The 22,140-nt window shown below is 69.9% G+C and carries 16 protein-coding genes; 5 read left to right on the top strand and 11 right to left on the bottom strand.

The window, feature by feature from the left end; genetic code table 11:
* Positions 1-219 precede the first annotated feature (219 nt).
* Positions 220-1,188 (top strand): TrmB family transcriptional regulator, encoded by a 969-nt coding sequence (locus V6V89_RS28260; protein WP_334622496.1) that lies wholly within the window; start codon positions 220-222, stop codon positions 1,186-1,188.
* Positions 1,189-1,222: 34 nt separating this feature from the next.
* The gene (locus tag V6V89_RS28255) at positions 1,223-3,691 is read left to right on the top strand and encodes a DEAD/DEAH box helicase (RefSeq protein WP_334622495.1); all 2,469 of its coding nucleotides are present in this window, start codon (positions 1,223-1,225) and stop codon (positions 3,689-3,691) included.
* Between the two features lie 210 nt (positions 3,692-3,901).
* Here V6V89_RS28255 and V6V89_RS28250 read toward each other — a convergent pair whose 3' ends face one another.
* From V6V89_RS28250 to V6V89_RS28210, 9 genes are read right to left on the bottom strand one after another with little or no spacing between them, the layout of a single operon-like run.
* On the bottom strand, positions 3,902-4,996 hold the full coding sequence (locus V6V89_RS28250) for a DUF4185 domain-containing protein (RefSeq protein ID WP_334622494.1): 1,095 nt from the start codon (positions 4,994-4,996) through the stop codon (positions 3,902-3,904).
* A 13-nt stretch (positions 4,997-5,009) separates the two neighbouring features.
* Positions 5,010-5,777 (bottom strand): SDR family NAD(P)-dependent oxidoreductase, encoded by a 768-nt coding sequence (locus V6V89_RS28245; protein ID WP_334622493.1) that lies wholly within the window; start codon positions 5,775-5,777, stop codon positions 5,010-5,012.
* Positions 5,774-6,754: a DUF4432 family protein gene (locus V6V89_RS28240; protein ID WP_334622492.1), complete on the bottom strand. Its 981-nt coding sequence runs from the start codon at positions 6,752-6,754 to the stop codon at positions 5,774-5,776. Before V6V89_RS28240 ends, V6V89_RS28245 begins: the two co-directional genes overlap by 4 nt.
* Positions 6,751-7,962, bottom strand: a complete 1,212-nt coding sequence (locus tag V6V89_RS28235) for an enolase C-terminal domain-like protein (protein ID WP_334622491.1) — start codon at positions 7,960-7,962, stop codon at positions 6,751-6,753. Before V6V89_RS28235 ends, V6V89_RS28240 begins: the two co-directional genes overlap by 4 nt.
* Positions 7,959-10,982 carry a hypothetical protein gene (locus tag V6V89_RS28230; protein ID WP_334622490.1) on the bottom strand — a complete coding sequence of 1,008 codons (3,024 nt, stop codon included), beginning with the start codon at positions 10,980-10,982 and terminating at the stop codon, positions 7,959-7,961. Before V6V89_RS28230 ends, V6V89_RS28235 begins: the two co-directional genes overlap by 4 nt.
* Positions 10,983-11,009: 27 nt before the next feature.
* Positions 11,010-11,816, bottom strand: a complete 807-nt coding sequence (locus tag V6V89_RS28225; protein WP_334622489.1) for a carbohydrate ABC transporter permease — start codon at positions 11,814-11,816, stop codon at positions 11,010-11,012.
* Positions 11,813-12,754: a carbohydrate ABC transporter permease gene (locus V6V89_RS28220; protein WP_334622488.1), complete on the bottom strand. Its 942-nt coding sequence runs from the start codon at positions 12,752-12,754 to the stop codon at positions 11,813-11,815. The genes V6V89_RS28225 and V6V89_RS28220 overlap by 4 nt, the downstream gene beginning before the upstream one ends.
* The gene (locus tag V6V89_RS28215; RefSeq protein WP_334622487.1) at positions 12,754-14,034 is read right to left on the bottom strand and encodes an ABC transporter substrate-binding protein; all 1,281 of its coding nucleotides are present in this window, start codon (positions 14,032-14,034) and stop codon (positions 12,754-12,756) included. The genes V6V89_RS28220 and V6V89_RS28215 overlap by 1 nt, the downstream gene beginning before the upstream one ends.
* Positions 14,035-14,051: 17 nt before the next feature.
* Entirely contained in the window at positions 14,052-14,762 is a 711-nt protein-coding gene (locus tag V6V89_RS28210) for a FadR/GntR family transcriptional regulator (RefSeq protein ID WP_334622486.1), read from the bottom strand.
* Positions 14,763-14,867: 105 nt separating this feature from the next.
* Here V6V89_RS28210 and V6V89_RS28205 point away from each other — a divergent pair, with 105 nt between their 5' ends.
* The 3 genes from V6V89_RS28205 to V6V89_RS28195 all read left to right on the top strand — a co-directional run bounded on the left by V6V89_RS28205 (position 14,868) and on the right by V6V89_RS28195 (position 17,271).
* A complete protein-coding gene (locus tag V6V89_RS28205; protein ID WP_334622485.1) occupies positions 14,868-15,578 on the top strand; it encodes a FadR/GntR family transcriptional regulator in 711 nt (236 codons plus the stop codon).
* Position 15,579: 1 nt separating this feature from the next.
* Positions 15,580-16,479, top strand: a complete 900-nt coding sequence (locus V6V89_RS28200; protein WP_334622484.1) for an AraC family transcriptional regulator — start codon at positions 15,580-15,582, stop codon at positions 16,477-16,479.
* 63 nt (positions 16,480-16,542) lie between these two features.
* The gene (locus tag V6V89_RS28195; protein WP_334622483.1) at positions 16,543-17,271 is read left to right on the top strand and encodes a phytanoyl-CoA dioxygenase family protein; all 729 of its coding nucleotides are present in this window, start codon (positions 16,543-16,545) and stop codon (positions 17,269-17,271) included.
* Between the two features lie 59 nt (positions 17,272-17,330).
* Here V6V89_RS28195 and V6V89_RS28190 read toward each other — a convergent pair whose 3' ends face one another.
* Positions 17,331-18,938, bottom strand: a complete 1,608-nt coding sequence (locus tag V6V89_RS28190) for an alpha/beta hydrolase (RefSeq protein ID WP_334622481.1) — start codon at positions 18,936-18,938, stop codon at positions 17,331-17,333.
* Between the two features lie 89 nt (positions 18,939-19,027).
* Entirely contained in the window at positions 19,028-22,123 is a 3,096-nt protein-coding gene (locus tag V6V89_RS28185; protein WP_334622480.1) for a M14 family metallopeptidase, read from the bottom strand.
* Positions 22,124-22,140: the final 17 nt, after the last annotated feature.

Below are 22,140 nucleotides of genomic sequence, written 5' to 3'. Positions count from 1 at the left end.
GCGCCACTGGGGGGCTCGGCCCCCGCGGGTCCGGCCGCTGCGGTGACGGTGATCAGGGAAGCGGCCAGAATGAGTACTCTGCGTAACGGTCTGACCACGACTCCCCCAGTAACGTCCCGCGCTGTGCCGAGGGCAGCGTCACACCTTGTCATCACCGCCGTAAAGGATCTACGGTCAGCGCAGGTGCGCCATGTCCCAGTTGCGTCAAAGGAGGCCCGAGTGCTCCAAGCGGCCGGCCTCACCGCCGCGGAAGAATCCACCTACCTCACGCTGGTGCGGCAGGGCAGCGCACCCCTCCCCCAGCTCGCCGACCGCACCGAGCTGACCGCCGCACAGGTCCGCCGCGCGCTCGCCGGGCTGCACCGCAAAGGGCTGGTGCACCGCACGCCGGCGCCACACGACAAGGTGGTGCCGGTGCCGCCCGACCTGGCCGTCGAGCAGCTCATCCAGCGCCGGATGGAGGAGCTGGAGCGCACCCGCGAGGCCGCGCACCGGCTCGCCGACGAGGCGCAGCACCGCGTCGCGGACCGCAGCACCGAAGATCTCATCGAGATCGTGTCGGGGAGGGCTGCGGTCGGCCGCGCCTTCGACCGGGTGCAGCGCACCGCCCGCCGCGAGATGCGGGTGCTGGTGGCGCCCCCGTTCGCCAAGCCCAACGAGGTCAACCGCACCCAGCTCGACCGGGAGGCTGCCGGCGTGGTCTACCGGGGCGTGTACGACGCCTCCGTGCTGGACGACCAGGCGAGCGCCGCGGCCGCCGCCGTGCACGTGCGCTCCGGGGAGCAGGCCCGGCTCATCCACTCGCTGCCCACCAAGCTCGCCATCGCCGACAGCGAGCTGGCCCTGCTGCCGCTCTCGTACAGCACGACCGCCCACGACGCGGCCCTCCTCGTGCACCCGTGCGGCCTGCTCGACGCCCTGGTCGCCCTCTTCGAAACGGTGTGGGCCCTCGCCACCCCGCTCTCCCTGGGCGCCCGCGACGAGCTGGCCGGCGACCAGGGCATCTCGGCCGGCGACCGGCAACTGCTCTCGCTCCTCGTGGCCGGCCTCACCGACGAGGCCGCCGCCGCCCGCCTGGGTGTGAGCCGCCGCACCGTCGTCCGCCGCGTCCAGCACCTCATGGAGATGACCAACTCCCGATCACGCCTTCAACTGGGCTGGCAGGCCCGCGAGCGCGGCTGGCTCTGACCGGCGCCCCGGGACCTGGCACTATTGACGGGCCATGACGCTTACCGCCCGGATTCCCCCTGACCCCAGCCCCGACGCCGTCTTCGACGCGTTCGCGGGCTGGGCCGCTGATCAGGGGCTCAGCCTCTACCCGCACCAGGAAGAGGCGCTGATCGAGGTGGTCTCAGGCGCCAATGTGATCCTCAGCACGCCCACCGGCTCCGGCAAGAGCCTCGTCGCCACCGGCGCGCACTTCGCCGCGCTCGCCACCGGGCGCACCACGTTCTACACCGCGCCCATCAAGGCGCTGGTGTCCGAGAAGTTCTTCGCGCTCTGCGACGTCTTCGGCGCCGCCAACGTCGGCATGCTCACCGGTGACGCCAGCGTCAACGAAGACGCGCCCATCATCTGCTGCACCGCCGAGATCCTCGCCAACATGGCGCTGCGCGAGGGCGCCGACGCCGACGTGGGCCTCGTCGTCATGGACGAGTTCCACTTCTACTCCGAGCCCGACCGGGGCTGGGCCTGGCAGGTGCCGCTACTCGAACTGACGCAGGCGCAGTTCGTGCTCATGTCCGCGACGCTCGGCGACGTGACGTTCTTCGAGAAGGACCTGACGCGGCGCACCGGGCGGTCGACCGCCGTCGTCCGCTCGGTGGAGCGGCCGGTCCCGCTCATTTTCTCGTACGCGATGACGCCGTTGCACGAGACCATCGAGGAGCTGCTCTCCACCAAGCAGGCGCCCGTCTACATTGTCCACTTCACCCAGGCCGCCGCGCTGGAACGCGCGCAGGCGCTCATGAGCGTCAACGTCTGCACCCGCGCCGAGAAGGACGCCATCGCCGAGATGATCGGCAACTTCCGGTTCACCGCGGGCTTCGGCAAGACGCTCTCCCGGCTGGTCCGGCACGGCATCGGCGTACACCACGCGGGGATGCTGCCCAAGTACCGCCGGCTCGTCGAGACTCTCGCCCAGGCCGGGCTGCTCAAGGTGATCTGCGGCACCGACACGCTCGGCGTCGGCATCAACGTTCCCATCAGGACGGTGCTGTTCACCGCGCTGAGCAAGTACGACGGGACGAAGGTGCGACTGCTCAAGGCCCGCGAGTTCCACCAGATCGCCGGCCGGGCCGGGCGCGCCGGCTTCGACACCGTCGGCACCGTGGTCGTGCAGGCGCCCGAACACGTCATCGACAACGAAAAGGCACTCGCCAAGGCCGGCGACGACCCCAAGAAGCGCCGCAAGGTGGTGCGCAAGAAGCCACCCGAGGGGTCCGTGGGCTGGGGCCATCCCACGTTCGAGCGACTGGTATCCGCCGAGCCCGAGCCCCTGACGTCGGTCTTCGCGGTCAGCCACTCGATGCTGCTCAACGTCATCGGCCGGCCCGGCGACGCGTTCGCCGCCATGCGGCACCTGCTCACCGACAACCACGACGACCGCTCCGCCCAGCGCAAGCACATCCGGCGAGCCATCGCCATCTATCGCGCTCTGCTGGCCGCCGGTGTCGTTACCGCGTCACCGGTAAGACTCACCGTCGACCTCCAGCTCGACTTCGCGCTCAACCAGCCGCTGTCGCCGTTCGCGCTCGCCGCGATCGACCTGCTCGACCGCGAGTCGCCCACGTACGCCCTCGACGTGCTGTCGGTCATCGAGTCCATCCTGGACGATCCGCGCCAGGTGCTCTCCGCGCAGCAGTTCAAGGCCCGGGGCGAGGCGGTCGCCGCGATGAAGGCCGACGGCATCGAGTATGAGGCGCGCCTCGAACTGCTCGACCAGGTGACCCACGCCAAGCCGCTCGCCGACCTGCTCGACGTCGGCTACGAGGCCTACCGCAAGGGCCACCCGTGGGTCTCCGACTACCAGCTCTCGCCGAAGTCGGTCGTGCGCGACATGTACGAGCGGGCGATGACGTTCACCGAGTACGTGGCCTTCTACGGGCTGTCCCGGTCGGAAGGGCTGGTGCTGCGGTACCTGGCCGACGCGTACAAGGCGCTGCGCCAGACGGTGCCCGACGAGGCCAAGACCGAGGAGCTGATCGACCTCATCGAGTGGCTCGGCGAGCTGGTCCGGCAGGTCGACTCCAGCCTCATCGACGAGTGGGAGCGGCTGCGGTCCGGCCTCTCCACCGTCCCGTCGACGCAGCAGCGTCCGCCCGAGGTCTCCCGCAACGTGCGCGCGTTCCGCGTGCTGGTGCGCAACGCCCTCTTCCGCCGCGTCGAGCTGGCGGCTTTGCGCCGTTGGGACGAGCTGGGCCAGCTGGACGCCGAGTCCGGCTGGGACGCCGACGCCTGGGAGGAGGCGCTGGCGCCGTACTTCGACGAGCACGACGAGATCGGCACCGGTCCCGATGCGCGCGGCCCCGCCCTCCTGATGATCGACCAGGGCCGCGACAGCTGGACGGTACGCCAGATCCTCGACGACCCCGAGGGCCACCACGACTGGGCCATCACCGCCGAGATCGACCTGGCCGCCTCCGACGACCTAGGCGCAGCCGCCATCCGCATCACGTCCGTGGGCGCCTAGCGCGCCGCTCTCGCGCCCCGCGCACCCCTTCGTCCCGCCGATCAAGGGCAAACGCACGTACTTTGATCTCAGATCCGCGTGCATTTGCCCTTGATCAATGCGAAGTTCCTTGATCGGCGGGGCTACGGCAGTGCTCCGGCCCGTGCTGCCCGACGTACGGGCAGCGGTGGACTCGGCGGAGACGGTGGTGCTCCGCCGAGCCCACCGAGGTCAGGAGAAGGTGACGTTGACGAAGCGACCGCGGTAGATGGTCACGTCTTCGTACAGGTCGTCGCCGTTCAGGCTGTTGACGTTGTACGAGACGACCACGCGGTTGTCGGTGCTCAGCTCGGGATGGGCATGCGGGTTGTACGTGTACACGTTGGCGTTGCGGTAGGTGCCGAGCGCGCCCGTCTCCGGCGTCGTGTAGAGCAGCGTCTTGTCGGTGAACGGACCGGTCGGGCTGTTGCCGACATAGCCGACGATCTTCGCGCTGAACAGTTCGGTGGTGTCCTGGGTGACGAGCAGGTACTTGCCGCGCCACGGCGTGACGCTGTGCTCATTGCTGACGCCTTCCAGCACGCGCACCGAGTCGGCCTCCCGCGTGGACCAGCCGCTGCCCGTCCAGTACTCCCACTGGGCGCGCAGGTTGCGGCCGGGCGCGCGGGCGACGTGCAGGTACTTGCTTACGCCCAGGTCCTCGACGCCGTACACGTACACGTGGTCGCCGATGACCTGGAGCCAGGCCGCCCAGGTCACCTCGGTCGACGACGGGAGCGGTGTGATGCTGATCGGCCGGGTGAGCTGGGCGGCGGGGATGCGCGCGAGGTACGTGCCCATCCACGCGAAGTCCCACTGCCCAGGGCCGGTCTTGCCGAACTCGACGACGGTCTGGTTGAGCACGCCACCGATGCAGATGCCCGCTCCTAGCCAGAACCAGTTGTCGGGGTTGGACGGCTTCAGCAGCGTGTCGGGCGCGGAGGCGGTGCCGCCGTGAACGGTGGTGAGCCTGCTGCCGTTCTGCACGATGAAGGAGTTGCGCAGGAACGGGGTGTCGAGGGGGCGGCCGAGGTTGGAGTCGACCGGGCCGAGAAACGTGTCCGAGTAGATCCACAGCCGCTTGCCGCCGGGGATCGAGGTGGAGTAGGTGCTGTCCGCGCCGGTCCAGCCGACACCGCTGTTGCCGTACCTGTTGAAGAGGTTGTTGAGTGCGGTGTTGGGGGCGGCCGACGCGACGGGGAGGGCGGCGGCGGAGGCGGGACGGGCACCGGCGAACGTGAGGGCTGCGGCGCCGGCCACGCCACCGAGGAGGGTGCGTCTTTGCATGACTCTCCTTTTCCTAACGAGGGGGTGGTTCAGGAGGCAGAGCGGCCGGGTTGACGGCGAGGAGGCCACCGTCGACCCGGTATTCGGCACCGGTCACGAACGACGCACGGTCGCTGGCGAGGAACGCCACCACCTCGGCGACCTCTGCGGCGCGCGCGACCCGGCCGAGCGGGTGGCTGCGTCCCCAACCGGCGACCGTGTCGTCCACGGTGGACCCACCGCGGAAGAGGTCGGCGGCCCAGCGCAGCATGGGTGTGTCGACAGAACCTGGACAGACGGCGTTGACCCGGATGCGGTCGGCGGCGTGGTCGAGTGCCATCGATCGGACCAGCGCGTTGATGCCGGCCTTGCTGGCGGCGTACGCGGCCACGCCCTGCTGCGACACGAACGCCTGGACGGACGAGACGGCCACGATGGCGCCGCCGCCCCGGGCCCGCAGGTGCGGCACGGCGGCCCGGCAGGCCAGGAAGACGCCGGTGAGGTTGACGTCGAGCACCTCGCGCCACAGGGCGTCGGTGGTGCTTTCGACGGTGCCGTACCGCTGGATACCGGCGCTGGTGACGAGGATGTCTACGCCGCCGAAGCGCTCGACGGCGGTGGCGACGAGACGTTCCATGTCGGCGGGCACGGTGACGTCGGCGCGAACGCCCACGACCGTGTCGGTTGCCGGCGGTGGCTCGTCGAGTCCGCAGTAGACGACCGAGGTACCGTCGGCGGCGAGCCGCTCGACGACGGCGGCGCCGATCCCCTGCGAACCACCGGTGACGACAGCGACCTTCATATGACCTCCACCGACCAGTCGACGGATTTGGACGACCACGGGGCCAGGGTCAGAGCCGAGCCGTTGGCGACGGCGTCGGGCAGGCCGTTGGTCGGATAGCTGGAGAACGGTTCGAGGCCGGCCACGTAAGCCCGACCCCACCACGGGTGCCCGGTCATGTCACCGAACTCGTGCCACAGCCACAAGTACGGCAGCGTGGCGGCGTCCCACTCGACGCGCACCCCGGCGTCGCCGTCTGGCCGGCGCAGCTCGTACCAGCCCTCCGTGAACCCGGTCAGGTAGCAGACGTCGCTCGGCGCGCCCGGCTCGGGAATCACCGACAGGTCGACCGTGCCGCCGTCGGGTGTGGGCACGACGGGCCACGGGTACGGGCCGCCCTCGACGACCGCCCGGCGCGGCGGGTTCAGGTTGACCTCGTGCGGCCGCACCGTCACGCCCGGCGGCAGGGTGATCCGGGATCCGGGCACCAGGAATGGCGCCCCGTACGCCAGGTGCTGCCCCCACATCGCGTGCGTCCGCACCGGTGCCTCGCTGGTGATCGTCGACGACACGGACAGGCGCGCCTCGCCCGAGGCGAGGCTGAGCACCTTGGACACCCGGAACGGCGTGCGCCGGGTGCGCACGGTCAGGCGCACGGCGACCCGCTCGGGCTCGTCCTCGACCACCTCGCACTCCCACGGCAGCGCGACCGCCTCGTCGTGCTGGTCCAGCACCGCGCCCCGGTACGTCGCCGGGGCGCCGCCGTTTGGGAAGACCTCCTGCCAGCCGCCCGGGTACGAGTCGAAGAAGTCTCCCTGACCGGGCCAGGAGTTGCCGGGCCGCAGCCAAACGAAGTCGAGGTCGCGCGGCTTGTGGTTGAACTCGATGACGTGTGCGCCTTGCAGCAGCACGGTGATGCGGAGCAGTTCGTTCTCCAGCACCACGGCCGGTGTGCCGCGTAGGGCGGCGTGATGTATGCGAGCAGCGAAGTTTCTCAAGATGGGTCCGCCCAGCGGTCGTTGGGGATCAACGGGTACCAGCCGGGCCGGGCGGGGTCACGGTCGTACGGGTAGCCGCCCAGTTCGCGGTAGAGCTCGGCGTATCGGGCCACCCGTTCGCGGTCGAGCCGCACGCCGAGTCCCGGCCCGTCCGGCACCGCGATCGTACCGTCCACATAGGGCATTTTGCCGCCGACGATGACGTCGTCGCGCAGGTGGTGGTAGTGCGCGTCGGCGGCGTAGGTGAGGTTGGGCAGCACGGCGCCGAGATGCAGCATGGTGGCGAGCTGGATGCCCAGCTCCCCCGACGAGTGCACGGCCACGCCGAGCTGGAACGTCTCGCACACCGCCGCCGCCTTGACGCACGGCCGGATGCCTCCCCAGAACGTGGTGTCGAGCAGGATCACGTCGACGGCGGGGTCGCGCACGTTCGTGGCGAGCTGCTCGAAGTTGACGACGACCGTGTTGGTGGCCAGCGGGATGCCGAGGTCGCGCAGCTGCCGCAGGCCGTTGAGGCCCCAGGTCGGATCCTCGAAGTACTCGTTGGGCAGGTCGCGGATGGCGGTACCGAAGCGCCGCGCCTCGGCCACCGACATCGACCCGTTGGGGTCGTACCGGTACCGGTCGCCCGGCCAGGCCTCGGCGAGCGCCCGGTAGCACTCCAACTCGTACTCGGGCGGGAAGACGCCGCCCTTGAGCTTGTGGACGGTGAACCCGTGCGCTTCGCGCAGCTCCCGCGCGTGCGTCACGAGCTGGTCCGGCGTCCGCACCTCACCCTCGCCGCCCGCGGAGGCAAGCCGGAAGAACAGGTACGACGCGAACGGCACCCGGTCGCGCAGCTTGCCGCCGAGCAGGTCGTACACCGGCACGTCGAGGTGCTGCCCGATGAGGTCGAGGCAGGCGAACTCGACCGCGGCAAGCAGCTGCGTGCGGTTGTTGTAGAGGCTCGCGGTCGGGTTGGCGATCGCGAACCGCAGCGCCTCCAGCGCGAACGGGTCGTGCCCCACCAGGTACTCCCGCAGTCCCCGGATGGCGGATTCCGCGCTCTCTCCCCCGCCGCCGAGCTCGCCCAGGCCGATGAGGCCGTTGTCGGCTTCCACCTCGACGATCGTGCGGACGAACCGCCCCCAGTGGGCTCCGTTGGAGTGCCGCAGGGGCGCTTCGAGCGGCACCGTCACGGTCGTGGCGCGGATGTCGACGATTTTCATCGGGCGGTCCGGTCGCGTCGGGCGGTCCGGTCAATCGAGACCGCGACGAAGCCACCGGCCGGCACCTCGACGTCGATAGCGCCGTCCGATATGGACAGCAGTTCCAGCGAGCGTTCCAGGCTGGTGCCCAGCCAGGCGCGCTCGACACCAGGGAAGCGCAGGAAGGTGCGCACGGGCGCGTCCGAGACCGACGCCAGATACACCACCGCGTCGTGGCCGCGGCGCGACGGCCCGACGCCGGCGACCCGCACCAGCGGGTGGTCGACGGAGGCGACCCGCCCCTCGGCGGGTGACGGGGCACCGGTGCCGGTCAGCGGCACCGCCACGAACGCGTCGGTGAACCCGGCGGCGGTGGCCGGTCCGAGCACCCTAGGGTCGGCGCCGGCCGCCGAGGCGACCGCGTACCGGAACGTGGTCTCGCCCTGCTGCTGGGCGGGGAAGTTGGTGTCCCAGATGTTGTTCATCGCCCAGGAGTAGACGGTGCCGGGCTCGGCGGGTGACGGGTCGAGCGTCGGCGGGAACGGCGCGTACGGCAGGAAGATGTCACCGAACATGACGAGCGGCGCCTGCAATGTCGCCCACACCGCCGTCACCTCGCCGTCGTCGAACGCGACCCAGTGCCGCACCGGCGTCATGTGGCTGGCGGCACCCGGCACGATCGGGGCGTCACCGCCGCCTACGCCGCCGGTCAGTTCCCACGCGACCGGGGCCGGCATCGCGAAGGGGAAGGCGAAGAACACGCTCTCCTTGGCGGGCGCGCCGTCCTTGTACAGCTTGTTGGTGATGTCGACGCGCGGCACCCCCGCGCTCAACGTGATGGTGGTGCGCAGCCAGCGCACGCCGTCACCGTCCAGCTCGACCTCCAGCGTCTCGCCGATGGCCGAGCGCGTCGAGCGGACGAGCGATGCCCGCCGCCCGATCGACCGTCCCGCCAGCAGCGCCAGGTCACCATCGGGCGCCTCGATGTGCCCGGAGAGGTGGTTGACGTGCGGCGCGGTCGAGTACCGCTCGTACACGTACTGGTTCATGCCGGCGTACGCGCCGCCATTGACGAGCTCGCGGCCGGCGCGCTTGTCGAAGATGGAGGTCAGCACGGCGTCGCGCGGGTCAACGCTGACCCGGTAGTACTCGTTTTCGATCTGCCAGGAGTCGAGCGCCTCCACCGGGCCCGGTCCGCCACCCGCGACCACGTCGACGCGCAGGTGGCCCACCGCCGGCACGTTCGGGGCCACGAACCGAAGGTGGCGCCCGGCCGGTCGGGTCGGCCACTCTTCGGGCCGCACAGCCTCTTCCTCGTGTGGCAGCACGGCGCCGCTGCGGCCATCCACGATGGACACGGGTTCGTCGAGCGGCACGACGCTGGCCGGCAGGAAGGCCTCCGCGAGATCGGTGCGGTCCGCCGGCCCGAGGTTGGTGACGAGGTACGACGTGAGCGCGGCGGACGCCGGAGCGAGGCGCGCGCCCAGCCGGTGCGCGCCGGCGTGCCGCAGGTCGTCGGCGTCGTCGGCACCGGAGTACGCCATTTCGCACTTGCGGGCCCACTGCAACCCGCCGGAGTCGAAGCCGTCCTCGTGGTCGTGCCACGGGTTCGCGGCGCCCCAGGTGTGCTCGTCGAAGAGGCCGAGCTTGTCGTAGACGGCGTCGACCTCGGCGGTGGCGTCGGTGCCCGCGAGCGTGTGCAGCGTCTCGGCGTGACGCACCGCGTGCTGGGCCCGCCGGGCGTATCCGAGCGGCCGCGCGCCGGAGCCGAGCCCGTCGGCCCACCAGTCGGTCCAGTCGCCGCTGTGCTCCGGGACCCGGTCGCCGAAGCGGGCCTCGGCGTCGACGAAGAAGTCGGTGTTCGTCGACATGCGCAGCTTCGGGTAGGCGTACTTTTCGTTCCAGGCACGCACCACCGACGGCGGCACGATCGACGGTCCGGCGTTGTCCGCGTTGCCGCCCTGCACCCGCAGGTGAAGCACGTCGTGTGGATAGGGCTGCTTCTCAAGAAGGGCGTGCCCGTTCCACCCGAAGGCCTCCCGGCCGTACGGCACCGGCTCGTTGGCGAGCAGCCACAGGTACCCGGGCAGGAAGTCCTCCGCGGCCGGGAAGCTCTCCGCCAGCCCGACCACGTTGCCTTCCATGTACGCCATGCCGTGCGGGGTGTCGGTGAACCACACCAGCACCCTGTTGCCGGCCGGCGACCGCCACCAGAACGGGCGGCCCAGTTCCTGCCCGCCGGTGAGGAACGGCACCGAGCGGCCGGCCCAGTTGTGTGCCGCCGACAGGTACCGCACGCCGCTCGCGGCGAGGGCGTCGACGAAGCCGACGACCGCGCCGGGCACGTCGGTGTGCATGGCGGAGGTGATCGGGATGCCGTGGCGCTCGCGCAGGTCGTCGGTGAACCGCAGCAACCGGTGCAGCTCCTCCACCGAGCACGCCTCGGTGTGCAGCTGGAACGGCATCGCGGTCACCTCGATGCGCCCGTCTCGGGCCAGCGCCACGAACCGGTCGACGGCCGCCTTGTCGCGGGCGTCGAGCCACCGCCGCACCGGCAGCGCCGACTCGACGCTCCACCGGAAGCGGGCGTCGTCGGGCCAGTCCTCGGTGGCGGCGGCCAGGTCGAGCGCGGAGTCCAGGTACTCCAGGTGGTTGCGCAGCACCACGCCCTGCCGGTCGGTGTAACCGATGTCGAGGTGCGAGTGGTGTACGACGTGGACGGTCCACTTGCGCTGCGGTTCGACGACGAAGGCGCCGGAGCCGACACCCTCGACGGACACCGTGACGGTGCGGGGCTCGCTGACCTCTGGCAGCCACAGGTCGTCGCCGGCGGTGCCCCGGTCGAGCACCTCGTCGCCGTCGCGCAGCTCGATCGCCGCTCCGGCGGGCGCGCCGGTGACCCGTACAGCCTGGTGGAGCGGGTCGCCCCTGAACAACGGCAACGCCGCCGCGCGCACGCCACCGTCAAGGGAGGTGCCAGCGAGCCGGAGCGTCGTGCGCATGTCGTCGTAGCCCGGCGAGCCCAGGCTCGCGCGCAGCAACCGACTGGTTATGGTGTCCTTTCGAGGTCAGAACTGGCCCAGGGCGAGACCCCGCGCGAAGATGCGCTGGGCGCCGAGGAAAACGAGCACGGTGGGCAGCGACATGATGATGCCGGCCGCGAGCACCACCGGCACGGTGCTGCCGGAGTACGCGCTGGACAGCGACAGCAGCGCTGTCATCATCGGACGGACGGTCTCGCCCTGCGACAGGGTCAGGCCGAAAAGCAGCTCGTTCCAGACGAAGACGAATGACAGGATCAGCACGGCGCCCAGCGCCGGCACCGCGAGCGGCAGGTAGATCCGCCAGAAGATGCGCCAGACGGTGGCGCCGTCGACTCGGGCCGCCTCGTAGATGGTGTAGGCGACGCCGGTGAAGAAGCTGCGCATCACGAGCGCGGCCAGCGGCACGCAGACCGCGGTGTAGATGAGCACCATCCCGAGCCGCCGGTCGTACAAGTCGGCGCTGCTGTATCCGAGGAAGAGCGGGATCAGCAGCATCTGGGTGGGGAAGATGGTGCCGCCGAAGAGCAGGAGGAACCACCAGAACCCGGCCCGCAGCCGCAGCACCACGATGGCGTACCCGGCCATGGCGCCGATGACGACGGCGATAACCGGCGACGCGACGCTGTAGAGCAGCGTGCTGGCGATGCTCGGCCCGAGCCCGGCGGCCTCCCACGCGAACTTCACGTTGTCGAAGAACCCGAGGTTGGAGTCGGGCACCCAGATCTTCGACGCGTCGAACTCGGTGCTCGGCCGGAACGCGTTGACCAGCAACAGATACACCGGGATCAGCCAGATGATCCCAAGGACGCCGAGGACCCCTCTACGAATCACGACAAGTCCTCCCGTGCCTTGACCTGGCGGCGCAAGTACGCCAGCGTGACCGCGCCGGTCGTGAGCGTCAGCACCATCGCGACCGCCGAGCCGTACCCGTACTCACCCGCCACGAACGCGTCCCGGTACATGGTCACGGCCAGGGTCTCCGAGTTGCGCCCCGGGCCGCCCTGCGTCATCACCCACACGATGTCGAACGTCTTGAGGCTGGACACCAGCGCGAGCCCGACGACCACTGTGGTCAATGGCGCGAGCAGCGGCCAGATGACGTGCCGGAAGAGCCGCCAGCCGGTGGCGCCGTCCAGGCGGGCCGCCTCCAGCGGCTCCTTCGGGATCGACTGGAGACCCACCAGAAAGAAGAGCGTGTTGACGCCGGTCTGCTGCCAGGTCCAGGCGACGATCATCGAGATCGTGTTCCATGGCTCTTCCAGCAGGAACGACGTCTCGGCACCCGGCAGCCCCAACGCGCCGAGCACGTCGTTGGCCGCGCCGCCGCTCTGCAGGATGAAGCCCCAGATGACGCCGAGCCCGGCCCCCGAGAGGGCGTACGGGAGCATGAACGGCAGCCGCAGCCAGGTGCCGCCGCGGATGCCGAAGCTGAGCAGCGCCACCAGCAACCCGAGCGCAACCGGTATGACGGTGGTGCCCACCACCCACATGACAGTGTTGCGCACCGACGTGCCCATGGCCGGGTCGTCGAAGAAGCGGGTGAAGTTGTCGATGCCAACCCACTGCGGAGACGTCAACCCGTCGTACTCGGTGAAGCTGAGCACGACCGTGTAGAGGAACGGCGCGTAGAGCAGAAGCAGCACGACGATGGCCGCCGGCGAGACGAACCCGAGGGCTCCCCACCGCGCGCCGGAGTCGCCGCGCCCGGCCCGTTCCCCGGCGGCCGGAGCCGCCGGGGAACGGGTGGGAGTCGCCGTGGCGACCGACATCAGCGGCTCTTCCAGTACTCGTCAGCCGCCTTCTGGATGTTTTCGAGCTGCTTCATGTAGCTGCCCGGGTCGACCATGAACGCGCCGAACGCGTCGAGCGCGGCGGTCAGCACGGGCGCGGGTGCCGCCTCGAAGTAGCGGTTGGCGAGGCTGTACTCGCCATCGCCAGCCGCCTTGGCGATGGCCGCGAGGCCGGGGTCGGGGATCGCCACCTTCGGGTTCGCCGAGACGTCGCCGCGGCTGTTGGCCCACTTCTCCTGGGCGGGCTGCTGCACCCACCACTTCATGTACTTGGTGCTGGACGCGGTGTCGGGCGCCTTGGCGAGTGAGCACAGTGGACCGCTCTCGAACGCCACCGTGTTCTTGCCGGAGCCGGGGGTGACGGTGGGGATGACGAACATGCCGTAGTCCTGGCCGGGCTTCATCCCCTGCTGGGTCATGCTCGTGTTGAACCAGGTGCCGAAGATGCCCATCGCCGTCTTGCCGGTCTTCAGCTGGACGGCCGGGTCCTCCTTGCTGCCCGGGTCGGAGAAGTACCCACCGTCGATCATCTGCTTCCAGCGCTCCATCACCGCGACCACGCCCGGGTCGGTGTACTTCGCCTCACCGGTGGCGAGCCTGTTGTACAGCTCGGGGTCGGTGCCGATGAGCAGCTGCTGGAACCACACGAAGCTGAACAGCACGGAGGTGTGGTAGAAGGGCTTGATTCCCTTGCCCTTCAACGTGTCCGCCGACGCCATCAGCTCGGCCCACGACGTCGGAGGCTTGACGCCGTTGTCGTCGAAGACCTTCTTGTTGTAGAACATCACCCAGTACGAGATGTTCAGCGGGATGCAGTACTGCTTGCCGTTGTACGTGTACGCGGTCTCCAGTTCCTTGGAGAGGTCGCCCGCGGCGACGGCTTCCTTCCACAGGTCGGTGGTCTCCGCGACCTGCCCGGCCTCGACGATCTCCTCCAGCCGCCCACCGGTGCTCCAGGTGAACAGGTCCGGCTTGTTGTTGGTGCGGAAGGAGGCCTTGATGAACGCGGAGTACGTCGGCTCGTCGGTGTATCCGACCGGCGACATGCCGATGCCGATCTGCTCCTTGCTCAGCTTGCCCAGGTCTTCGAAGAACGGGCTCCAGGCCCCTTTGTCGTTGTAGAGCTTCAGCTCGGTCTTGGTGCCGCCGCCGCTGTCCTTGTCGTCGCCGCCTCCGCAGGCGGTCAGGACCAGCGAGGCGGCCGCGACCAGAGCGGTGAGTACGCGTGCCCGCACGAACATCACCTTTCTTTGTGTCATAAGTCGAAGGTGGAATTTCAGGGGGTGGAACGGCGGCGCGCCACAGCGGCCGCCACGTCTTCCAGGTGTCGCCGCATCAGATCGCGCGCCAGTTCCTCGGAGCCGGCTTCGATCGCGGCGAGGACGGCCCGGTGCTCGTCATGATCGCGAGACCGGTCGTCGAAAATCAGTAGGATCTCCCGCTGCTCGCCGGCGTGGACCGACAGCAGCGAGTCGAGGACTTCGTGCAGGATGCGGTGGCCGCTGGCGGTGGCGACCGCACGGTGGAAGGCCATGTTGGCTTCGTGCAGCCGCGCGTCGTTGCCGTCGGCCAGGTGCTCCTCCGCCGCGTCGAGTGCCCTCCGCAGGGCCGCCGTGGTGGCCGGGCCGCTGCGCCGCGCCGCCAGCCCGGCGAGGTGCGGCTCGATGACGAGTCGGGCGTCGATCAGCTCGACGAGCTGGTCGACGTCCAGCGCTGGCTGGTTGGGGTTGGCGATGACGATCCGGTCCAGCGCGGCGTTCACGTACATGCCGGAGCCGTGCCGGATGTCGATCGCGCCGGTGGCCTGGAGCTGCCGCAGCGCCTCGCGGATCGTCGGGGTGGCCACGGCGAAGCGTTTGGCCAGGTCACGGGCGGCCGGCAGGCGATCACCGGGCCCGAGCCCCTCGCTGCGGATCAGGTCGACGACGCGGGCGATGAGCGCGTCGGAGAGGCTCCGCCGCAGCACATCCTCGTCGGCGACCGTCACGCCTCCGCCTCCTTTTATTTCCGAATGGTTAAAAGTGAGCAAGAGATTAGATGACTTGTTCACCTGGTGTCTAGCCCTCTGGGCGATCAACCGCGAGAATGGGGCGTGTCCCAACCCATCGCCCGCCGTCGCCTGCTCGACGAGGTGACCGAGCGCATCCTGGCCCACATCCGCGACGAGGGCCTGCGCCCAGGCGACCGGCTGCCCTCCAACCGCGCGCTCTCCGAGCGTTTCCTGGTCGCGACCCCGACGCTGCGCGAGGCCCTGCGCCGCCTGGAGGCCACCGGCGCCGTCGAGCTGCGGCACGGCTCCGGCGTTTACGTGCGCGCCGACCTCGCACGGATGATCATGGTGAACCCGAACCGGCTGCGCCTCGACCGGAACGCGATCCTCGACCTGCTGGAGGCGCGCGAGCTGATCGAGCCGCACATCGCCGAGGCGGCCGCCCGCAACGCCACCGACGCCCAGCTCGACGAGCTCGCGGCCAGCCTCGACGCCGCCGGCGCCGCCCTTGTCGAAAGCAGTGCCCTGCGCAGTGACGCCGAATTGCATGAAGCCAACATGAACTTCCACCGCACCCTCGCCCGCCTGGCCGGCAACGGCGCCCTGGCCCAGGTACTCGACTCGCTCGTCGACCTGCACGACGAGGAGCAGCGGCACATCCTCGCGCTGTACGGCGACCGCGACCACGACCACCACGCGCACCGGGCGATCCTCGCCGCCGTGCGCGGCCGCCACCCCCGCAAAGCACGCCGGCTCATGACCGAGCACCTGCGCGACGTGCGCGAGGTCGTCACCCGAGCGCTGGACCGGTGAGATGGGCTGGACCGAACGTCTGAACGCCCACCCCGGCCGCGTCGACCTCGGCGGCGCCGAGGTCGACGTGTACCACTGGGCCGAGATGGCCGACACGGTCGTCAACCCGCCGCACCGGCACACGTACTTCGAGGTGTGCTGGGTGGAGGGCGGGCACGGCGAGTTCGTCGTCGAGGGCGAGACGCATCCCATCGGGCCCGGGTCGCTGCTCTTCGCGCGGCCCGGCGTCCGGCACCAGATCATCAGCGCCGAGCCGCCCGGCATCCAGCTCGCCTGGGTGGCGTTTCACCTCCGCGTGGCCGGTGACGGCGCGCTCGGCGGGCTGTTCGACGGGTTTGCCGCCTCCGCGCGGGCACTCACCCACGACGCGCGCGACCAGGTCGCGACGCTGTGGACGGCGCTGCGCGCCACCGGCAACGGGCCCGTGCTCCCCGGCCAGGACGCGGCCACCGCGGCGGTCGCACAGGCGCTGGTGGTGGCGCTGGCCCAGGCCGGCACCGAAACGCTGCGACCCGAGCCGGTCGAGCCACCGGACGCCGGGGCGAGCAGCGTCCAGCAGGCGCTGCGGTACGTGCAGGACAACCTCGACCGGCCGCTCGCCGTCGACGAGCTGGCGCGGCACGTGCACGTGTCGCGCCGCCACCTCACCCGGCTCTTCACCGAGCACGTCGGGCGCTCCCCCGCCGCGTACGTGGAGCAGGCCCGGCTGGACCACGCGGCCGCGCTGCTGGTGCGCACCGACCTGCCGATCAAGCAGGTGGCGAGCGCCGTCGGTTACGCCGACGTCACGCAGTTCACCAGGGCATTCGCGCGTCGGCTGGGCGCTCCCCCGGGCCGCTTCCGGGCCGCGGCCACGCTTGCGCCGGTACTCAGCGTTCAGGAGATGCCAAGCGTGTCCTGAATCGCCAAGCCGGTGGCCGGCCGGCGCAATGACCGGCACCGGTGGCGGCCACAGACTTTTCGCATGACTGAGCTAATGGTCCAGCAGTTCGAAACCGACGGGTACGTCCTTCATCGCCAACCGGTGCTGCCAGCACCCGCGTTCGAACGCCTCAAGGCGATCTTCGAAGAGCACCTGGCCGACGCCTCCCGCGGCGACAGCGGCGAGCTCGACATGCCGCACCAGCGCGATCCGCGGCTGCTGGAGTTCCTGCTGGCCGACGAGCTGCTCGACCTGGTCGAGCCGGTCATCGGCCCCGACATCGGGCTGTTCGCCAGCGCGTTCCTGTCCAAGGAGCCGCGCAGCGGGCGCGCCACGCCCTGGCACGAGGACTCGTACTTCTGGGAGGACCGGTTCGACCGCATGAGCGGCATCGCGACGGTCTGGCTGGCACTGGACCGGGTCGACCGGGAGAACGGCTGCATGCGCGTGCTGCCGGGCACCCACCTCGACCCGGGTGCCGAGTACGACTTCGCCGACCTGGACGCCAACAGTTTCGACCGGGTGGTCAAGGGCGAGGTCGACGAGAGCCGGGCGGTCTACTTCGAGCTCGACCCCAACCAGTGCTCGCTGCACGACGCGCGGATCATCCACGGCGCCGAGGCCAACCGCAGCGACCGCCGCCGCGCCGGATACACCATCCGATACTTCAACCAGTCCCTGCGCTTCAACAAGGACCACCCGAAGAACGCCGGCCACCTCCTGTGGCACGCGAGGGGCCGCAACGTAGCCGGAAACCCGGTGCAGAACTAGGGCCCAGGCCGGCGCGGGGCGCCGCCCCGCGGCGTGGCGGGGCGGCGCGCTCGCGCGTCTTACCGGCTCCAGCCCGGACGGCCAGGACGTGGGCCGGAGGGCAGGTCGCGCTCGCCCGTGGTGCCCGTGGCGCGGGCGCCGTTGGTCGCCGCGAACGGCTCCGCTGCCGGGCAGCTCGTGCCCGGTGCGGGCAGGGTCAGCGAGACGAGGTACGCGTCGACGGCGTTGTCGATGCACGGCGTGCGGGCGTAGGAGCCGTGGCCCCAGCCCTCGTACGTCAACAGCGTCGCCGCGGCCCCCAGCTGGCCCGCCGCACCGAGCGCCCAGTTGTAACCGGTCGCCGGGTCGTGCAGGTTGTTGATGAGCAGGAGCTTGTTGCCGGTCGCCGGCACGTTGAGCGGGTGCTGCGGATTGTTCGGCTTGGCCGGCCAGCCGTGGCAGGTGACGGCGGCATCCAGGCCCAGCGGCGAGAACCGCATGTCTGGCGCGACGGCCCGCTGCTGGGCCATGAGCGTCGTATACCGCTGGAAGCTCGACAGTGGGAGCGCCCAGTCTTCACAGAAGACGGCCGGGAACGGGTACTCGTACGCCTCGTCGATGGGCGCGTACGCGCGCAGCGCCGTGCGAGCCTCGGCCACCGTGGCCGACTGCGGCTGGCTCGACCCGCCGTTCAGCCAGTTGATGGTGTCGGCCAGGAAGAACCAGTCGGGGCCGTAGAAGGAGCCGTACGCGAAGCCGATCAGATCGAGCGCGCTGTAGTGCCACGTCGGGTCGTCGGGATCGGTGAGGTCACCGTTGTCGGCCTTGACGAGCAGGCTGCGCCAGACCGCGCTGATGTCCTGCCCGTACATGGGACAGGCCGGCTCGGCGTTGCAGCCCTTGACGAACTCGTCGAACGAGTCCTGGGCGCTGGCCGCCTCGGTCTCCAGGAAGGCGGCGGTGTCGAGGCTGTGGTCCATGTTGCTGTCGAGCGCGAGCGCGCGCACCTTGCCCGGGTACAGCTCGGCGTACTGCTGGCCCATCAGCGTGCCGTAGGAGACGCCGTAGTAGGTCAGCTTCCTGTCGCCGACCGCGTGCCGGATGGCCTCGATGTCACGGGCCACGCTGATCGTGTCGACGTGGTCGAACAGCGGGCCGGTGCGCGACCGGCAGTCGTTGCCGAGCGCCTGGTTGTAGGCGCCCCGCCGCTGGAACTCGCCGCGGGTCTCGATCAACGGGGACGGGAACTTGAGCAGCAGGTCGCCGCCGCACACCACCGGTTGGCTGCGGGCCACGCCGCGCGGGTCGAACCCGACGATGTCGAACTTGTTGCGCAGTTCTTCGCTGAAGTAGCTGTAGTTCCACAGCGCGAAGTCGACGCCGGATCCGCCGGGACCGCCGGGGTTGACGACCAGCGAGCCGATCCGGTTTTCCGAGTCGAGCGCGGGCCGCCTCGCGACCGCGATCTTCATGGTCGCCCCGGACGGCTGTGACCAGTCGATGGGGACGGTCAGCGTGCCGCACTGGGCGGGCGGTTCGAAGGGCTCCGGCTCGGGGGCGTCGACACAAGGCCCCCAAGCGATGCGTGGGACGTAGGGAGGTGGTTTTGGCGCTGCCGCCGCGGCGCTTGGCGGCACGAGGACGGTGGTGACGAGAGCGAGAGCGATCAACTTCCCCGTTGTACGCATCCGCCTACGGTATGCCTCGAAGTCAATGCCGCGTGCCCCCGAAAACCGGTGTGGGGCCCCGCGAAACGCGGGGCCCCACAGTACGTAGATCAGGACCCGAGAAGGTGGTCCATGGACCGCGCGACGAGGTCGTCGCGAACGGCCGGGGCCAGGCCTTCCAGCCCGAATCCGGTGTACACGGTGTCGGGCGTGACGACGATGCCGCCCTCTTCGAACGCGGCCTGCGTACGCGTCCAATCGGAACTGTTCGGATCGGATCCGGGTGCCGGACCGGCCACCGTCCAGCCGCCGAGGTCGGTCTCGAACGACGTCTCCGTCAACGGTGAGCCGCCCGAGAGGACCCGCACGTCGTCGAGGAAGACGCCCAGGCCCTGGGTCGCCCAGTCCGACACGTACGAAATGGACAGTTCAACCTGCTTGCCGGCGTATGCCGACAGGTCGACCGACCACTCCTGCCAACCGCCCGACGCCCCGGTCGCCGCGTTCCACGTGCCGGTCGTACCGGTCGGCGAGCAGTCCGCGCCCTGGTAGTGGGCGAGGAACGGGTGCAACTGCGACACCCAACCGGAGGCGCAGCTCTCGCCGGTCTCGGTGTGGGTGTGGCCGTTGGCCTCGGGCAAGGTGGTCCAGTTGTCGGTGCCCACCTCGTGCGCCTCGACGAAGAGGAAGTCCCACTCCGCCTCGGTGTCGTACGAGGTCCAGAAGTTCAGCTCAGCCGCCGTGACCCCGGTGAGGTCGACGGTGCGCATGAGCCGCTTGTACGACTGGTCCGCCTGTCCGCTGTAGACGTACCAGTCACCGGTCAGCGGGTCGAACGGCGCCGCGCCCGGCCGCACCCAGTTCGCCGCGATCTCGCTGGTGAACTGCGGAAACTGTGCCGGCGGCAGGAAGCTCGACGTCGGCAGGAACGAGGCCGTGTGGTCCTGGTTACCGGCCGAGCCGGGAGCGTTGAGGTCGCCGGTCCACCCGGCGAACTCCCCCACGCCGCGAAGCGGGTAGGTGCTGCCCTCGGCCGTGGTGCCCGCACCGTCGACGTACGTGTGGGCGCCCAGGTAGTACTGCTGGAAATCGTTCACCAGCGGCAGGCACGGGTACGTGTCCGGCGTGGTGCACTCCGGTGGCGAGTACGGGTTGTAGTCGTAGGTGTTGAACGCCTGGGCGTAGAGCGCGTACTTGCCGGACGCGAGCAGCTTGCCGCCCTCGTTGACGTAGTCGCGCACAGCCAGTTCGGTCTCCAGCGCCGACAGCGTGGTCGTACCGCCGACCTGCCCGGTCGACCGCGTGATGATGTCGTCGCCGGTCTCCCAGACCACCGCCTTGTAGTGCGAGAGCACGCCAAGGTGGTGTGGCGCCTTGCGGCCCCGGGTGTCGAAGTCGTACACGTCGGACGTGTACCCCGCGGCCGTGAGCGCCGCGGCGTACTCGTCGGCGTACTTCGCCGAGGTGACGCCCTGCGCCGGGCTGATGCCGGTCACGTCTTCGGCGGCCAGCACCAGCACGTCACCACCGATGTCGGTGCTGACGGTGTAGGTGAAGTGCGCGCTCGCCACCGGCCCGACCTTCGGCTTGCGGCCGGAGAACCAGACCTCGACCCGGTCACCCGCCTTGGTGCCGGTGACCGTGCCGCGCAGTTCGGCGTAGTAGTCGTCGTGCGTGTCGCCGTACCGCTCGCCGCCCTTCCACTGTCTAACCCCGACGGTCCTGGGGCGGCCGCCGTTGATCGTGTAGTGCATCTTGACGTCCTGGAGCGCCCGGCGCGCGATCGTGGCGACCGGCTGCTTGGTGCCATACGAAACCTCGAACGGGTCGGTGACGAAGTCGGGCGTGCTGCGCCCCACGACGGACACCGGCTCGTCAGGGTCGAGCGCCGACTCGCCCACGGCCAGTGCGAACGGGATGTTCTTCTCGACCTCGGCCGCGATCAGGGCCTCGTCATCCGGGAAGATGAAGCTGCTGACGCAGTCTTCGGGCTCCCACTCGTCGTCCGGCACCGACGCGGACGCCACCTGGCAGGTCGACATCTCGGGTGTGAAGCCGAGCGTGCCGTACTTGACCGTCAGGTGTGTGTCGGTGTCGCCGTTGGTGATGTAGAGCTCGGCTGAGAGGTCCGGGTCGTAGCCGGGCACTGCCGGGTTGGCGTCGTCGCCGGCCATCGCCTTGTAGATCTCGTCGTCCGGGCTGGGCGTGCTCTGCTGCCAGCCGATGCCGTAGAGGATCAGCTCGGCCGCCGAGTGGTAATTGATGAGGAACTCGAAACCGACCCGCCGGAACAGCCGGTCGATCACGCGGGTCTCCGGCTCGGACGCCGGCCCGGTGCCGCGGTACGTGTCGCTGGCCGGGTCGGGCGAGGAGCCCTCGTTGTCGTAGCCCCACTTGTAGGGGAAGTTACGGTTCGGGTCGACACCGTCGAGGGTGGTGATCTGGCCGTCGCCGTCGTTGTCACGCAGGTTCTTGCGCCACAACCGGTTGCCTTCGGTGAACGTGTGGTCGTAGCCGTCCGGGTTGGCCACCGGCAGGAACCACAGCTCCGTCTTGTCGACCAGCGCGGTGATCCGCGGGTCGGTCCCGTACCCGGTCAGGACGTGGTGCATCAGACGGCGCACCATCTCCGGGGTGATCCACTCTCGGGCGTGCTGGGCACCGAGGTACATCGTGGCGGGGCGCTTGCCGTCTTCGACGTTGCGCGCGTTCTTGGTGACCTTGACCGCCAGGATCGGCTGCCCGTTGAGCGACTTGCCGGTGTTCACCAGCTTGGCGATCCTGGGGTACCGGGCCGCGGTTGCCGTGAGCTCGTCACGGATGCCGCCCGGCTCGCTGTACGAGCGGAAGGAGTCCCAGCCGGCGACCGCTTGCGCGCGGAGCACCTCCTGGGCATCCTTGCCGTTGACCTTCTTCGGCGTCAGCTTGATGCCCTTGGACGCCAGCCGCGCCGCCTGCCGCTCGCTGAGCACGGCCTCTACAGTGGAATTGCCAGATTTGTCCGTCGAAACCGCTAAGTCTTCGTGATCGAGACCGGTCTCACGCAGCTCCTCCAACTGCGGTGCGGTCACCGTGCCCACGAAGATGCCGAGCTCGTCCTGGACCGCGCCCGGTTGCGTCGGTCCTTGCGCCCGCACCGGATCGGCCAGTGCGAGCGCCCCTACCAGAGTGAGCACGCAGGCTGTCGCCAATCGTGCTTTCCTCATCGCGCCTCCTCTATGTT

The organism is Micromonospora sp. CPCC 206061 (assembly GCF_036906915.1).
Lineage (GTDB): Bacteria > Actinomycetota > Actinomycetes > Mycobacteriales > Micromonosporaceae > Phytohabitans.
This window is presented reverse-complemented; position numbering and strand designations above follow the sequence as displayed.